At 66.3% G+C, this 14,017-nt stretch carries 15 protein-coding genes; 4 read left to right on the forward strand and 11 right to left on the reverse strand.

Annotated elements, in window-relative coordinates:
* Nucleotides 1–18 precede the first annotated feature (18 nt).
* From DOD19_RS22145 to DOD19_RS22195, 11 genes are all read right to left on the reverse strand, one after another.
* Nucleotides 19–513 carry a hypothetical protein gene (locus DOD19_RS22145; RefSeq protein WP_112188139.1) on the reverse strand — a complete coding sequence of 165 codons (495 nt, stop codon included), beginning with the start codon at nucleotides 511–513 and terminating at the stop codon, nucleotides 19–21.
* Nucleotides 510–1,868, reverse strand: a complete 1,359-nt coding sequence (locus DOD19_RS22150; protein WP_112188141.1) for a FliI/YscN family ATPase — start codon at nucleotides 1,866–1,868, stop codon at nucleotides 510–512. Before DOD19_RS22150 ends, DOD19_RS22145 begins: the two co-directional genes overlap by 4 nt.
* On the reverse strand, nucleotides 1,865–2,470 hold the full coding sequence (sctL, locus tag DOD19_RS22155) for a type III secretion system stator protein SctL (RefSeq protein WP_024978643.1): 606 nt from the start codon (nucleotides 2,468–2,470) through the stop codon (nucleotides 1,865–1,867). Before sctL ends, DOD19_RS22150 begins: the two co-directional genes overlap by 4 nt.
* Nucleotides 2,452–3,114, reverse strand: a complete 663-nt coding sequence (locus tag DOD19_RS22160) for a SctK family type III secretion system sorting platform protein (protein ID WP_162634439.1) — start codon at nucleotides 3,112–3,114, stop codon at nucleotides 2,452–2,454. Before DOD19_RS22160 ends, sctL begins: the two co-directional genes overlap by 19 nt.
* Nucleotides 3,111–3,878: a type III secretion inner membrane ring lipoprotein SctJ gene (sctJ, locus tag DOD19_RS22165; RefSeq protein WP_112188147.1), complete on the reverse strand. Its 768-nt coding sequence runs from the start codon at nucleotides 3,876–3,878 to the stop codon at nucleotides 3,111–3,113. Before sctJ ends, DOD19_RS22160 begins: the two co-directional genes overlap by 4 nt.
* A gap of 1 nt (nucleotide 3,879) precedes the next feature.
* Entirely contained in the window at nucleotides 3,880–4,461 is a 582-nt protein-coding gene (locus tag DOD19_RS22170) for a hypothetical protein (RefSeq protein WP_024978641.1), read from the reverse strand.
* A gap of 62 nt (nucleotides 4,462–4,523) precedes the next feature.
* Entirely contained in the window at nucleotides 4,524–4,730 is a 207-nt protein-coding gene (locus DOD19_RS22175; RefSeq protein ID WP_024978640.1) for a hypothetical protein, read from the reverse strand.
* Nucleotides 4,731–4,869: 139 nt separating this feature from the next.
* Entirely contained in the window at nucleotides 4,870–6,063 is a 1,194-nt protein-coding gene (locus tag DOD19_RS22180) for an FHA domain-containing protein (protein ID WP_024978639.1), read from the reverse strand.
* On the reverse strand, nucleotides 6,023–7,894 hold the full coding sequence (gene sctC, locus DOD19_RS22185) for a type III secretion system outer membrane ring subunit SctC (RefSeq protein ID WP_239498084.1): 1,872 nt from the start codon (nucleotides 7,892–7,894) through the stop codon (nucleotides 6,023–6,025). Before sctC ends, DOD19_RS22180 begins: the two co-directional genes overlap by 41 nt.
* A 78-nt stretch (nucleotides 7,895–7,972) precedes the next feature.
* Entirely contained in the window at nucleotides 7,973–8,248 is a 276-nt protein-coding gene (sctS, locus tag DOD19_RS22190; RefSeq protein WP_024978637.1) for a type III secretion system export apparatus subunit SctS, read from the reverse strand.
* Nucleotides 8,249–8,290: 42 nt separating this feature from the next.
* Nucleotides 8,291–10,246 (reverse strand): FHIPEP family type III secretion protein, encoded by a 1,956-nt coding sequence (locus DOD19_RS22195; protein WP_051541566.1) that lies wholly within the window; start codon nucleotides 10,244–10,246, stop codon nucleotides 8,291–8,293.
* A gap of 307 nt (nucleotides 10,247–10,553) precedes the next feature.
* Here DOD19_RS22195 and DOD19_RS22200 point away from each other — a divergent pair, with 307 nt between their 5' ends.
* Genes DOD19_RS22200 through DOD19_RS22215 form a run of 4 tightly spaced genes read left to right on the forward strand, consistent with a single transcriptional unit; the run spans nucleotide 10,554 to nucleotide 13,984 of the window.
* Nucleotides 10,554–11,402, forward strand: a complete 849-nt coding sequence (locus DOD19_RS22200) for a LuxR family transcriptional regulator (protein ID WP_024978635.1) — start codon at nucleotides 10,554–10,556, stop codon at nucleotides 11,400–11,402.
* Nucleotides 11,399–12,487, forward strand: a complete 1,089-nt coding sequence (gene sctQ / locus DOD19_RS22205) for a type III secretion system cytoplasmic ring protein SctQ (protein ID WP_112188151.1) — start codon at nucleotides 11,399–11,401, stop codon at nucleotides 12,485–12,487. The genes DOD19_RS22200 and sctQ overlap by 4 nt, the downstream gene beginning before the upstream one ends.
* 52 nt (nucleotides 12,488–12,539) lie before the next feature.
* Nucleotides 12,540–13,199, forward strand: coding sequence for a type III secretion system export apparatus subunit SctR (sctR, locus tag DOD19_RS22210; RefSeq protein ID WP_024978633.1), 660 nt, complete (start codon nucleotides 12,540–12,542; stop codon nucleotides 13,197–13,199).
* 59 nt (nucleotides 13,200–13,258) lie between these two features.
* Complete coding sequence (locus DOD19_RS22215; protein ID WP_235193241.1) at nucleotides 13,259–13,984, forward strand: lytic transglycosylase domain-containing protein; 726 nt, start codon at nucleotides 13,259–13,261, stop codon at nucleotides 13,982–13,984.
* The last annotated feature ends 33 nt before the right edge of the window (nucleotides 13,985–14,017 follow it).

Genomic DNA, 14,017 nt, shown 5'->3' on the forward strand with positions numbered 1-14,017 from the left:
TCGAACCCTTGCATCGGCTCAGGCGGTGATCTTCTGGCTGACCAACTGGCGCGCGAGCTGGGCTTCAAGCGCGGCGTCTTCTTCCTGCCATTCCGCCGCGCGGCGCTGGGCGGCCGTCACACGCTGCTCGGCACGGTCGACGGCCTCGCACTTGGCGTTCGCGCGGGCCACATGCCGCTGGGCGCGTGCCTGCGCCACCTGCTCGGCTGCCAGCGCCGTGCCGGTCTGCGTTGATTCGACGTGCGCGTTGACGATGGCGCGATCCAGCGCCAGCCGTGCGGCATTGGCGCCGCACAGCAGAGCGACGGCGCTGCGTGCGTCTTCACGCACGGCCTGTTCAATGGCAGCGTCGTGCGCAGAGCGCGCCGATACCGTTTGCTGCAGCCCTTGCTGCGCCGCCGCGTTCTGCGCGGCTGCCTGGGCCACCAGGGCAGCCTGCTTCTGCGCACGCGCCATGGCGCCGAGCTTGCGCGCTTCGCGCACGCGGGCGAGCTGACGCAGCACATCGCTCATAGCGCCCCCACCACGGCTTCGAGGTCGGCCACGGTGCGCTCCAGCTTCACACGCGCATCGGCGTCCTGCTCAAAGAAGCGCGCAAGCGCGGCATGGGCGCGCAATGCGGTATCGCCCAGGGCATCGCTGCCTTCGCGGTATTCGCCAATCTGCACGAGCAATTCGATCTCCTGGTATTTGGCCAGCAGCTCGCGCACGCGTTGGGCGGCGGCGCGATGCGCTGGCGTGGTCACCTGCGGCATCACACGGCTGATGCTGGCCAGCAAATCGATGGCCGGATAGCGCCCGGCCAGCGCCTGCTTGCGCGAGAGCACGATGTGCCCGTCGACGATGGAGCGCACCTCTTCGGCAATCGGGTCGCTCTCTTCATCGCCCTCCACCAGCACGGTGTAGAAGGCGGTGATGACACCATGCGCACCCACACCCGCCCGCTCCAGCAACTGCGGCAATACCGAGAACGTGGAGGGCGGAAAACTGCGCCGCGTGGGCGGCTCGCCGCTTGCGAGCCCGACCTCGCGTTGCGCCCGCGCAAACCGCGTGAGTGAATCAACGAGCAGCAGCACGTTCTTGCCGCGGTCTCGGAAATACTCGGCCACGGCGGTGGCCACCAGCGCGCACTTCACGCGCTCCATGGCCGGCCGGTCAGACGTGGACACCACCAGCACCGTCTTGCGCCGCGTCGCCTCCGGCAGGCACAGCTCCAGAAATTCACGCACTTCGCGCCCGCGCTCGCCAATCAGCGCGATGACGTTGACATCGCTCTGCGCGCCGCGCGCGATCATGCCAAGCAGCGTGCTCTTGCCCACGCCCGACGGCGCAAAGATGCCCAGCCGCTGGCCAATGCCCACCGTCAGCATGGCGTCGATGGCACGCACCCCGGTGGAAAGCGGCGCGTCGATGCGGCGGCGTGACAGCGGGCTGGGCGGCTCTGCATGCGTTGAAACACGCTCGTTGGTGAACAGCGGTCCGCCGTCATCCATGGGCGCGCCCAGCCCATCGAGCACGCGGCCAAGCAACGCATCGCCCACGCCAAAACGATGCGCGCTGCCGGAGGGAATCACCTCCGTGGCGGCCGACAAGCCGTGCACGCTGCCCAGCGGCGTCAGCAAGGTGGACTGCCGCTCGAAGCCAACGACTTCCGCATAGATGCTGCGTTCACCGGGCGTGCGCAGTTCGCACACTTCGCCCAGCCGCGCCTGGATGCCCGATGCATTGAGCATGAGCCCCACCGCACGGTGAATGCGCCCGCGCATCTGGACGCCCGCAGCCATGCCGTCGGCGCGCTCCAGCACGTCGCGCAGGCTACGTTCCAGATCGCCCGCGTCGATGATGTGGCTGACGGCGGGTTCGGTCATCCTTCGTCCCCGACCAGTGCGGCGTGCAGCGCAGCCAGTTGCGTGTCGATGCCGGCTTCGACCACGCCGGATGCGGTCTCCACCACCAGCGCCTCTTCCGACAGGCTGGCATCGGGCACCACGCGCACGCGGCGGGTACCGTCGGTCATGGTTCCCAGCACACGCTCCAGATCCGCCACCTGCTGCGGGGCGATGCGCACCGTCAGCACGGGTTCGTGTTCGACCAGTGTTTCGATGCGCGCGAAGGCCTTGGCATAGATCGCCTCGCGCGGCAGATCGGCCGCCAGCTCGCGCACGGTGCGCGTGACGAGTTCGGCCATCAGCTGCTTCATGGCCGCCAAGGCACGCGCGTTGGCAAGCGCATCGGCGTACAGCCGCGTGGCGGCTTCGCGTTCGCCCTTTTCATAGCCTTCGTCGTAGCCGGCCTTGAGTCGTTGCTCGCGCTGCGCCTCGGCATCTTCCAGCAGGCGCTCACGTTCTTCCTGTGCGTTGCCGAGGATGCTCGTGGCATCGAGCAGCGCTGCGTACTCGTGCTGCTTGAGCACCTTGCGCTCGCTCAGGATATGCAGCTTGTCGGTGGTAATCAGAAAAGCCAGTCCCATGCCGGCACCTGTTCAGGAATCAAGCTCAGCCGCAGCAGCTCGCCCAGTTCTGCGCGTTGCGTGCGGCCCAGCAAATACGGCGGCCGATCAGCGTCGGCCGCGTTGCGCGGAAACTTCAACGCCAGCCGACGGATGACGGCCGGGCCAAACGGCACCAGAAAATCAGTCAGCAACCGGCGCCCACGGGCGCGCAGCGTTTCCACCGCCAGGCGCGGGTACTGGCGCTGCGCCTGCAGGGTCTCGGCAACGGCCTCGAAGGCCGGCATGCGCTCCAACGCAAAGGCCACCAGCGGCGCACCGAACGCCAGATCGATGGCCTGGCGCGTCTTGCGCGAGACTTCGCCCTCGCGCAGCCACTGGCGATGCAGGCAAAGGCCGCAGCACACGGCCAGGCGCTCCAGCGCGTCGGCGGGCAACAGGGCGACGCGCTTTTCCATGGCGGCAAAGTCGTAGTCCCATTCGCCGTGCAACTGATGGGCTTGCAGCAGCGCCCGCGCCAGCACGGCGCGCCCGGCCTCGCCATAACGGACGGGGTCGCGCAACGCCAGCGGCCAATCCGCCGGCAGCCACGACGCGTCGATATAGCGATCCGGCCGCAGGTTGAACGTGGCAACCAGCCCTGCCAGGCGCGCATCGTTGGTCATGACGCCCGCTCCGGCCGACGTCCGCTGAGGTTGTCGAACACGCCACGCCGCCATGCCACGAGACCTGTTACCACCATCGCCGCGACGATCAGCAAGCCGAGCAACCACACCAGGGGGTTGCGCGTGCTGAATGTGCCGAGCAACGCCGCGCCCTTTCGCACGTCCACCGGCACCGGCTGTGCGCCCTGCAAGAACAGCGATACGTTGTCGTAGCTCAGCCCTTCAATGCTGTGCGCGACGAGGTCTTTCACCATCGGCGCCATGGCGGTGAGGTTCACGCCGGGCCGGTAGCGGATGTAAACCGCAGCGGAGGCTGGCTTGGCCTTGTCGGCCAGCGGATCGTTCTCGGGAATCACGACATGCACGTGCGCGAGCATCACGCCATCCACATCCAGCAGCGTGCGCGACAGCTCCTGCGATACGCCGTAGATGTAGCGCACGCGCTCTTCAGCCGGCGTGGCTACCAGCCCCTGTTTCTGGAACACCTGGCCGAGTGACGCCAGGCGCGGGCGCGGCAGGCCCTGCGCACGCAGCACCGCCAGCGAGGGACCCATGTCGGCCTGGTCGACGGTAAGCGTCCAGGTGCGGCCTTCCTGGCCCTGGCCGTCCTGCACGAGCTTCTGCCCGCTGATGCCAGCCGCCGACAGCGCGGACACCATCTCGTTGACCTCGACCTCCGACAGGCCGGTGTACAGCTCCTGCTCGCACCCGGCCAGGCCGAAGAGGCAGGCAAGCGCCATCAGCACACCCAGCAATCGGTTCATGTCAGCCTTCCTGGTTCTTCAGCAGCGAGTGGCTCACGCCGTTGGCGGCCTGCGCAAAGCTCATATCCATCTGGTACTCGGCCAGCGTCATCGAGGCGAAGTAGCTGAAGTCGGCCAGCTTCACCATGGTCATGGTCACGTCCATGCTGTCGAGCGAGTCGAGCATTTCCTGCCGCTTGCTGTTGATGCTGGTGTAGCGCTCGTTGAGGTCGTGGCCGTAGTCGCGCCACTGGCCCATCGCACCGTCGGCGCCGGGCCCACGCGTGAACGAGAACGACACATCCGGCACCGGCGATGGCGTTGCGTGGGAGGCCATCGGAATGGGCTGCGCCGGCAACGTCGCGGGCTGCACCGTCGTGGTGGCAACCGGGCGCATCATGCCGCCAAACTGCTGGGCGTCGGTGGGCATGGCGGCCTGCGTAGCCGGAGTGCCGATGCCCTGCTCGACCTGCCCCGGGCCCTGGGCCGCATACGCCGCGGGGTTCACCTGCGCGGCCTGGCTGGCGCCGGCAGCACCGCCGGCTTGCGCCTGTGCGGCCTGAGTCGCGGCAACGGCCGCAATCGCATTCGCTTCGATCGACATCGTGCCCTCCTGAATTCGGTGAAGCGGCGGCAGGCCGCGCCCGCCGCCGCTGGGGTTGCGCGTCAGCTCGCGCGCGCGCCGTCGCGGACGGCACCGGCTGCCGAAGCCGCCGTATTGCTCAGCGATTGGGCCGCGCCGATGATGCCGCTGGCTGCGGCGCCCTTGGCTGCAGCGGCCTGCACTGCCGTGGCGATCTTCAATTGGTCATCGCCGGACTGGTTGATGCTGCCGATGGCGCCGTCGACGCCGGTGGTGGGTGTACCTGCCATGGTGCTCTCCTGGATGTCAGTCAAAAGGGTCAAAAGGATCAAACGGAACTACCAACTGCCTGGCGGTGGCAGCCGGCCTCGCATCTGCCGGCGGCCTCCGTACGACACACCCCACGCGCGGGAAAGGGGACCCGCTGCGCTACGGTGTTTGCGGCTGGATCGGCCACGTGACCGATTGCCCGCCGCGGTCGAGCACCACACCATCTGAAGCGATGCTCTTCACCTGGAGGCCGCCCTTGAGACGGGCACCCTCGAAATACAACTGGCCGTCACGCGTCTGCACAAAGCGCGTGCCGTCTTCGTCTTCATACGTGCTCACGATGGCGGGCAGGCCGTCGGGGCGCGGCGTTTCCGCCACGATGTTCGGCGGCGGCGGGCCATCCCACGCCACGCGGTCGACCACCTCGACGGCCGGCTTGGCGTCGCGCGCGTAGTTGCGGATACGCTGCCATGCCTGTGCGCGATCGGCCGTGCCGCTCACCACGATGCGGCCATGCCCGTCGTAGGCCACGTTCAGCGCGGCCGTGCCGCTTGTGCCGCCGGCGCTGAAGTACTGCTGCGCAGCGGCCAGCAGATCGCTCACCACATACACCTCGCCAATCGACACATCGGACAACCCGCGCGCGCGGCTCAGCAGCGCCTGATGATCTGCCTCGGTCGGCACGTAGCCGGACACGCGCGACGTGCCGTCTGACGCTGGCGTCACCACAATCTCCGCCGGGTCACCCAACGCGTGGCGGACCTGCGCTGCACGCGCTGCCGGGTCGCGGCCCCACAGCGACCAGCCGTCATGCCCGGCAAACGCGACCACGCCGCCGGCCAGCAGCACCGCAAGCCACAGGCCGATGCCGGCAACCAGCCACGTCCGCCCGCGCCCCGCCTTGGTGGACACCCGCGACAGCCACACCGCGGCGGCCAGCGGCATCCACGACGGCACGCGCTCTGCCAGCACCGCAGCACCCGCGCCTTCCACTGCGGCGGCCGGCATGCGGATCGTCCCGACCTTTTCGATGCCGACGCGGATGTCGCCCATGGCAATCACATCGCCTGGCACCACGCTGCGGCGCGTCTGGCCGAATGGCTGGCCGTTGAGCGTTGGCTCGGCGTCATCCAGCCGGCGTGCAGAGACAGCAATGCCGCCCACCTCGAACATCAGCTCGCGCGCAGCGACACTGCTGTCGGGCACGATGATTTCGCAGTTGGGCGCCGAGCCGACCACGTTGGCGCCCATCCGCAGCGGCATCGATCTGCCGTATAGCGGGCCGCTCAGGAAGCACAGCTTCCAGGGCGATTTATCCGAGTGCGGCGAGGGTTGTGTGGCTGGCTGGTTCATGCAGTCGCGAAACAGGCGGCGTGGGCAAGGTGCCGACACTGGCCGGCGGCTGGTTGGGTGCCGGCGTGTTGGGCAACGGGCCCGGTTTCCAATCGGTCGATCCCGGCACCGGCATGCCAACGCCCGGGATCGATACGGCAGGCACGTCGTTCGGATTGGTACTGGCGGCGGTCAGGATGCGGGGGGTCAGCAGATAGAAGCGCTCCATGTGCTGGCCGGTCTTGTTGGTGTACTTGAACAGGTTGCCGATGAAGGGCACGTCCGACAGGAACGGAATGCCCGACTTGGTGTTGTTCAGGCTGTCGGAGTTGAAGCCGGCAATCAGCAGGCTCTTGCCTTCTTCGATCATCGCCTTGGTCACGATCGAACGCTCCTGCACCACCGGCAACTGCGAGACGCGGTCGTTGGTCAGGTTGCCGTCGTCGATGTCGATCGACATCATCACGCTCATCTGCCCGGCCTCGTTGACGATGAGCGGCGTGACCTTCACGCTCGTGCCCGTCGTGATGCCGTACAGGGACGCATCCTGAAAGCCCGACACCGGCACGTAGAAGTGGATGAGGTTTTCGAGGATGGCTTCGGTGTTGTCGAGCGCCAGCACCTTCGGCTTGGCTTGCAGTTGCGCATTGCCGCTCTGCGTGAGCGCATTGATGCGCGCCAGCAGGTAGTTGCGCAGGCTGCCGCCAATCGATGCGGTGAGCGCCATGCCGATCGGGGTCGTGGCGCCGGTCTGGCCGTCTTCCGTGGTGCCGAGGTTGAACGTGAGCGGCGGATTGTTGCCGTTGCCGGATTGGAAATCGCCGTGCGTGGTATGCAGGCGCCAGTCGACGCCGAGGCTGTCGAGCGAATCGGTGCTGATGTCGATGATGGTGAGGTTGATCTCCACCAGTCGCGGCTTGGTATCGAGCGAGGCAATCAGACGCTCGTACTGCGCCATGTGCTCGGGCACGTCGCGGATGAGCACGGCGTTGATGCCCGCGTCGGCCTCGATGCGAGGGAGGTCAGGCGGTGCACCACCGCCCGATGCGGCGGGCGCCTGCGCGCCGTAGCCGGAATCGCCCTGCGCGCCGGCCAGCGGAATCTCGATGCGCGGCACGTTGATGCTGTCACCGGAGCTGAGCTTCATCTGCCGGGTCGGCCCAGTCAGCCGCATGGCGCGCGTGGGCGACATGCCGGGGCTGCTGGCACCCGGGTTGGGCGCGCCCAGCAGGCGACGCATCATGGTGGCAATGCCCGGAATCGTCACGGGCTTGCCAGACCGGTTGATCTCCACATCGCCGGCCCATGCGTACTTGAGCGGGAATGCGCGAATCTCGGCGCGATCCATGCCGCGCGACGGATCGGCAATCGATGCAATGGCCTGGCGCACCAGTTCCACATAGCGCTTCGGGCCAGATGCGTAGACGGTGTTTTCCTTGTCGCTCACAACCAGCGGAAAGCGCTGATCGGTGATCTGCATGGCGCGCAGGATCTGCGCAAGCTCCGGGCCGCTGCCCTTCGGAATCGGGAAGACCTGCGTCTGTGAATCGTCTGCGCGATCCACGTAGATGAGCGAACCGTCGTAGTACCACGTGAGCCCGTAGGTGGCGCACACGGTATTGAGCGTGCTGGCAGGCGGGCCCGAGAACTTGCCGTTGATGGTGCCTTCCACCTTCGGGTCGACAACCGCCGTCACGCCTTGGGATGCCGCCAGCTCGCGGATGAAATCGCCCACCTTCTTGCCTTCGGCCACCAGCGTGTACGACCGGTTGCGCCAGCGCAGCTCGGCCGCCTGCACCAGGGCCGCCGTCGTCAGCAGCCATAGGCACGCTGCTGATGCACTCCACCGCAGGAATCGATAGCGTTTGTTCACGCGTGTTCTCGCTCGGTTATGTTGTTGTTTGTTCGGCGCCATCTCGCGATCCCCCCGCTAGAAAGGCGCCACACCGCCGTAAAACACCTGATCGAGTGCCATGCGGGCAAAACGCAGCACTTCGCGTCCACCCCACCCCGCCAGCACCACGATGGTCACCATCACCGCAATCAGCCGCACCGACAGGCCGATGCTCTGATCCTGGATCTGCGTCACTGCCTGCGCGATGGCAATCAGCAACGCCGATACCGTCGCTACGGCCACCACCGGCAACGAGACCAGCAGCACCAGAAGCAAGCCCTGGCGTGTGGCTTCGAGAATGGTGGCGCTCATGTTCATGGGCCTGTCTCCTTGTGCGTTCTATGCGTTCTGTGTTCAGGCGGGGTTGGTCACCCAGCCCACGGTGTTGAGCTCGATGGCTTCGTCGATCTCCTGGTACGACAGCACCGGCAGATCGCCAAACACCGGCTGCAACATCGTCTTGACGTAGCGCCGGCAATTGAGCGACACCATCACCGCCAGCGGGCGACCATGTCGGTCTTTCTCCAGCGGGCGTGTGCCGCCCAGGATCTTCACCACCTGGTCGGTAATCGCCTGCTTGGCCTCACGCGTGAGGCTCAACACGCTGCCCTGCTTGGTGTGCACGACGGCCTGCTCGATGCGTTCCTGCAAGGACTGCTCGAACAGCACCACATCGAGCACGCGGCTGGTGCCGCAGAACTGCTCGGTGATCTGGCGGTGCAAATCCACGCGCACCAGTTCCACGAGGCCGATCACGTCTTCAGGCTCCTTGGGCGACCACGTGATCAGGCTCTCGAAAATGGCCCGAAGGTTGCGGATCGACACGCCCTCCTGCACCAGCCGGCGCAGCACTTCGGTAATGCGCTGCGGGGGCACCAGGCGAGTGAGTTCGGCCACCAGTTCGCCGTGTTCGCGGCGCATGATCTGGATGAGGTTCTGTGTTTCCTGAATGCCGATGAGCGACGCGGCGTTGCGCTCGATGAGCGTTTCGACTTCGGCGGCCAGGCGGTCTTCTGCAGGCACGGCACTGTCTGGAATCGCATCGCGCTCCGGCAGCGTGCCTTCGGCGGCCAGCACGTCCTGCACGAGCAGCGCGTAACCGTGAGGCGGCAACGCCGCATCCCAGTTCAGTTGCACACGCGGGAACACCGCACCGAGCCTGCGCTGCACGCGTGACTTGGCTTCGGCCAGGCGGGTCTGCAAAGCAACGAGTTCGATCTCGCCACGCAGGTCTTCCGACAGGCGCACCGCAATGGGTGCCGCAATGCCTTCTGCGGGCGAGCCTGCTTCGGGCTCGGTCAACCGCCGTGCGTCGGGGCCGAGCACAAGCAGATCGAGTGGCGGGGCCTGCCGGCGCTGGCGCATGCGGAGGAACGCAGCCGAAGCGGTGCCGATCGCCAACAGCAGGAACGACCACTTGGGAAACCCCGGCACCAGCAGGAACGCCAGCAGCACGCCGCTGGCCATCAGCATGCCGCGCGGGTGGGCGGTGATCTGCGCGCCGATCTGCTGGCCGAGGTGGCGGGCCTCGCGGTCACGCGTCGCCACACGGGTGGTGACGATGCCTGCGGCAATCGACACCAGCAGCGACGGAATCTGCGAGGCCATGCCGTCGCCCACCGTCAGGATCGCGTAACGGTGCAGCGCATCGCCAATCGACATGCCGTGCATGAGCGCACCCACGGCAATGCCGGCCAGGATGTTGATGACCGCGATGATGATGCCGGCAATGGCGTCGCCCTTGACGAACTTCATCGCGCCGTCCATCGCGCCGTGCAGCTGCGATTCCTGCTCCAGCGCTTCGCGGCGGCGCTTGGCTTCGTCAGACGTGATGATGCCGGCACGTAGATCCGCGTCGATGCTCATCTGCTTGCCGGGCATTGCATCCAGCGAAAACCGCGCACCCACCTCCGCCACGCGCTCCGAGCCCTTGGCGATCACGATGAACTGCACCACCGCGATCACCAGGAACACCACGCCGCCCACTACAAAGTTGTTGCCGACCACCAGCTTGCCGAACGTGTCGATCACGTGGCCCGCGTTGGCCTGCAGCAGGATCAGCTTGCACGAGGCGATGTTCAGCGACAGCCGGAACAGCGTCGTAAACAGCAGCACCGCCGGAAATGACGAGAACGCAAGCGCCGACGGCAGATAGATCGACACGCACAGCAACACGATGCTGGCCGCCAAATTGAGCGAGATGAGGCCGTCCAACACGACGGTCGGCAATGGCAGCACAAAGAGCGCAACCACCGCCACCACAAACACGGCAATCGCGATGTCGTAGTTCACCAGCCGCGCCCAGCGCATGCCGGTGAGCGGAACGTTCAACGCTGCAGCAAGATTCCGAGGCTTTGCCATGGAGCGCCTTTGGGCCTGTTTGGGGCCGATTGGGCCCAGGGCCCACGAATGTCCGTAGAAGGCGGACGCTGTTCAGCCCCCCCTTCCCTTGCGAAAAGTGTAGAGGTGGGGGGCCTCTGCGCTCAACGCTGAAACTCGTAGTCGCGCGGCCAATCTCTGACGAAGTTTCGGGGTCGACTACGCTTTTCGGTAGTTCATCGCGGCGTGTGCGCGCCACTACAGTGAGTGCATTCACTTGCCACGCGAGAGGCCACGGTTGACTGCTTCGAATGTGGGTGCCGGCGATGTCCGCGCGCCGATCCTGTTTGGCGAAGAACACATCGTGGTCGATGCGGAATCGATCCGCCTGGGTGCGATGGCGCGCGCCGAGTCCTTCTCTGAAACCGCGCAGGATCTGCGGGCCGCGCACGGTGCGCAGGAACGGCAATTGCTGTTGCGCGCCGTCTTGCGCAGCATCGGTTTCGACTGGCTCTGCTACTACCGGCTGACCCGCATTGGGGAATCGATTACGCGCGTGCTGTACTTCCGCGCGTATTCCCCGCCCAACTGGCCCAAGCGCTACGTCGACGAGCGTTACTTTGAAGTCGACCCGCGGTTGGCCTTCGCGCTGCGCTACGAATGGCCCCTCGTGTGGGATCTGGCCGACCTGGGCGCAACACTCACCGCTCCGGCAGATGCAGATCGCCTGCACCGCCTGTTGCAGGACGCCGAACGCTACGGCCTGCGCAGCGGTATCAGCTTCGGTGTCGTGAGCCCCCGCAGCCTGGAGCACAGCGTCATCTGTTTTGGATCGGGCAACAACGCCAAGGGCTGGATTGCCGACAACGTGGTCGGCCAAGCCTATGCCGTGGGGCTCGGCCTGCACGAATTCCTCATGCAGCACGCCAAGCCGTTGCATGAAGACACGCACGCGCGTGCGCTCACGCAGGTGCAACGGCAGATTCTGGAGTTCATCACCAGCGGGTTGTCGGACAAGGCGATTGCCGAGCAGCTCAACATGTCGCCGCACAACGTCGACTATCACCTGCGTCAGCTCAAGAAGAAATACGGTGCACAGAACCGCGTGCAGCTCGCCTATATGGCCGGGCGCATGTTCATGACATGAATACGCTCGACGCTCGCATGCTCTCGGCTGTGGACCAGACATTGGCGCGTACGCTGTCGCGCCTTTACCTGGCGCGCGCGGCACTACCGTTTTCCGTAGGGAACACACCCTACGAAGCGCGTTGCGAAGCCCACGCCGTGCAGGCCGCGGCACAGGCCTATCGATTCACGCTGGGCGATGCGCCGGGCTGGCTGCTGCTCGATGCCGCCGCCGAGCATGCGTGGCTGGCCGACGCCGCAGATGCGCACGTGCCGCAAGCCCTGCGCTGCGCCGTGCTGGCCGACGCCCTGGCGCCACTCACACGGGCCACCGAACAACGCAGCGGACGCGCGCTGGCGTGGCTACCTGAGACCGCGCCGCCCGACATCCGGTTGGATCGACCGGACGTCCTGCAAATGATGATCAGCCGCCGCGATGCCGATCCGGCAGAGGACGGTGCCGCGCCGTGGCTGGCACGGGCCGGGCTGCTGTTCGACGCGCCACAGGTTCTGCCCGAACTGTGCCCGCCGGAGCTGGCCGCGGAGCCCATTCCGCTGGCCGCGTTCATGGGCACACAGGTGCCGCTGCGCTTCGAACTGGGCGCCACCTTTCTGTCGCGCCGCGACTTTGCCAGCATTGCGCTGGGCGACATCGTGCGCATCGAAAAATGGCTGCCTGCGGGCAATGCGCTGCGCTGCGTGGCCCGCGTGCGGGGGCGGCTGCACCTGCGGGTGTTCGGGCAAGTGCAAGGCTCCCGCATCGTCGTGGAAAACGTGGAGGAAAAACCGATGGCAACCGAGAACCCAGCCCCCTACACCGCTGCATCCGGCACGGAGCCCACAGCGCACCCGCTCCCCACCGACAGCCTGGACGACATCGAACTGGTCACCACTTTCGAGCTGGAAGAGCGGCGGCTGTCATTGGCCGAACTGCGTGCGTTGCGGCCCGGCACGGTCATGGAGCTGGCGCAGCCGCTCAATCAGGCTGTCATCCGCATCCTGGCCAATGGCATGCCGGTGGGCGAAGGCCATTTGATTGCAGTCGGCAACCGGCTCGGTGTGCGCGTGTCGCGCTTCATCGGTCAGGCGGCACCCGGGCAGGCATAACGCCCGCCCTTCCCTCAACAAGAACAACGCATCGACACACTCGACACGCCTCATGGGAAACCTGCCCAATCCCGTAGCGATGATTGCCGTGGTGGCGGCGCTGGGCATCGCGCCCTTTGCCGCACTCATGGTCACGAGCTACACCAAGCTGGTGGTGGTGTTTGGCCTGCTGCGCTCGGCACTGGGCATTCAGCAGGTGCCGCCCAACATTGTGCTCAACGGCATCGCGCTGATCCTGACGGTGTTCATCATGGCGCCAGTCGGCATGGACATGGTCGACAACCTGCGCGGGCGCAACTTCAACCTGAGCAGCCAGATGAGTGTGGATGACGTGATCGCCATCCTCGATGCCGCGCAGCCGCCGGTGAAGAAATTCCTGCAGACCCATACCCTGGAATCAGAGCGCAACTTCTTCGTCAAATCCGCCACGAGCATCTGGCCCAAGGAGCGCGCCGCCGGCCTCAAGAACGACGATCTGACAGTCCTCGTACCGAGCTTCACCCTCACCGAGCTGATCAAGGCGTTCCAGGTGGGCTTTGTGCTCTACATCATCTTCGTGGTGGTCGACCTGATAGTGGCCAACCTGTTGCTGGCGTTGGGCATGCAGATGATCGCGCCGACCACCATCTCCGTGCCGTTCAAGCTGCTGCTGTTCGTGATGCTCGATGGCTGGTCGGTGCTGGTGCACGGGCTCGTGCTGTCTTATCGATAGAGGTGGCGACCATGCGTGCGAGTGCTTTCATCGTTGCCGCCATGACTTTTGGCGCCTGCATGGCAGCCACGTCTGCCGTGGCGGGACCACGCATTGATGCGCGCGCTTTCGCCACGCTGGCCGCCACGTGTGCACCGCGCGTTGACCGCCTCACGCTAGAAGCGCTGGTGCGCACGGAGTCTGCCTACAACCCCTATGCGATCGGCGTGGTGGGCGGCAGGCTGGTGCGCCAACCTGCCACGCTGGAAGAAGCCGTGGCAACCGCGCGTTCGCTGGAACGCCAGGGCTACAACTTCAGCGTCGGGCTTGGGCAGGTCAACCGCTACAACCTCGCGCGCTTTGGCGAGACACTGGAAACCGCCTTCGACGCCTGCCGCAACCTGCGTGCAGGCGGCACCATCCTCGCCGAGTGCTTTGCGCGCTCACTGCCTCGCTATGGAGATCAGCAACAGGCGTTGCGCGCGGCGCTGTCTTGCTACTACAGCGGCAATTTCGAAACCGGCTTCCGCCATGGCTATGTGCAGAAGGTTGTCGCCAACGCTGGCGACGTGCCGGCCATCGTGCCCGACGCCGCCGCCCCTGGGCGGATCGAGCCGATTCCTGTCGTGCCCGCCGGCGGCGGTACGCCGGGCCCAAGAGCACCACGCCCGGCCTCGACCTCTGCACAACCACGGGTGCTGACCGGTAGCGCGTGCACGGGCCAGACCGGCCGGCAGGTGATGATCGTTGCGTGCAATCGCGCCGACGGCACATCGTGCCTGCGCTGCGTGGCGCTGCCCCGCTGAATGCCGCCGGCAGCTTGCACATCGTCCATCCCG

The organism is Ralstonia sp. GX3-BWBA (assembly GCF_003290055.1).
In the GTDB taxonomy this organism is placed as follows: Bacteria; Pseudomonadota; Gammaproteobacteria; order Burkholderiales; family Burkholderiaceae; genus Ralstonia; species Ralstonia holmesii.

Coding starts and splice junctions, on each gene's coding strand:
- DOD19_RS22145 (WP_112188139.1), bottom strand. CDS start 513: ATGAGCGATGTGCTGCGTCAGCTCGCCCGCGTGCGCGAAGCGCGCAAG.
- DOD19_RS22150 (WP_112188141.1), bottom strand. CDS start 1,868: ATGACCGAACCCGCCGTCAGCCACATCATCGACGCGGGCGATCTGGAA.
- sctL (WP_024978643.1), bottom strand. CDS start 2,470: ATGGGACTGGCTTTTCTGATTACCACCGACAAGCTGCATATCCTGAGC.
- DOD19_RS22160 (WP_162634439.1), bottom strand. CDS start 3,114: ATGACCAACGATGCGCGCCTGGCAGGGCTGGTTGCCACGTTCAACCTG.
- sctJ (WP_112188147.1), bottom strand. CDS start 3,878: ATGAACCGATTGCTGGGTGTGCTGATGGCGCTTGCCTGCCTCTTCGGC.
- DOD19_RS22170 (WP_024978641.1), bottom strand. CDS start 4,461: ATGTCGATCGAAGCGAATGCGATTGCGGCCGTTGCCGCGACTCAGGCC.
- DOD19_RS22175 (WP_024978640.1), bottom strand. CDS start 4,730: ATGGCAGGTACACCCACCACCGGCGTCGACGGCGCCATCGGCAGCATC.
- DOD19_RS22180 (WP_024978639.1), bottom strand. CDS start 6,063: ATGAACCAGCCAGCCACACAACCCTCGCCGCACTCGGATAAATCGCCC.
- sctS (WP_024978637.1), bottom strand. CDS start 8,248: ATGAGCGCCACCATTCTCGAAGCCACACGCCAGGGCTTGCTTCTGGTG.
- DOD19_RS22195 (WP_051541566.1), bottom strand. CDS start 10,246: ATGCGCTGGGCGCGGCTGGTGAACTACGACATCGCGATTGCCGTGTTT.
- sctQ (WP_112188151.1), top strand. CDS start 11,399: ATGAATACGCTCGACGCTCGCATGCTCTCGGCTGTGGACCAGACATTG.
- sctR (WP_024978633.1), top strand. CDS start 12,540: ATGGGAAACCTGCCCAATCCCGTAGCGATGATTGCCGTGGTGGCGGCG.
- DOD19_RS22215 (WP_235193241.1), top strand. CDS start 13,259: ATGGCAGCCACGTCTGCCGTGGCGGGACCACGCATTGATGCGCGCGCT.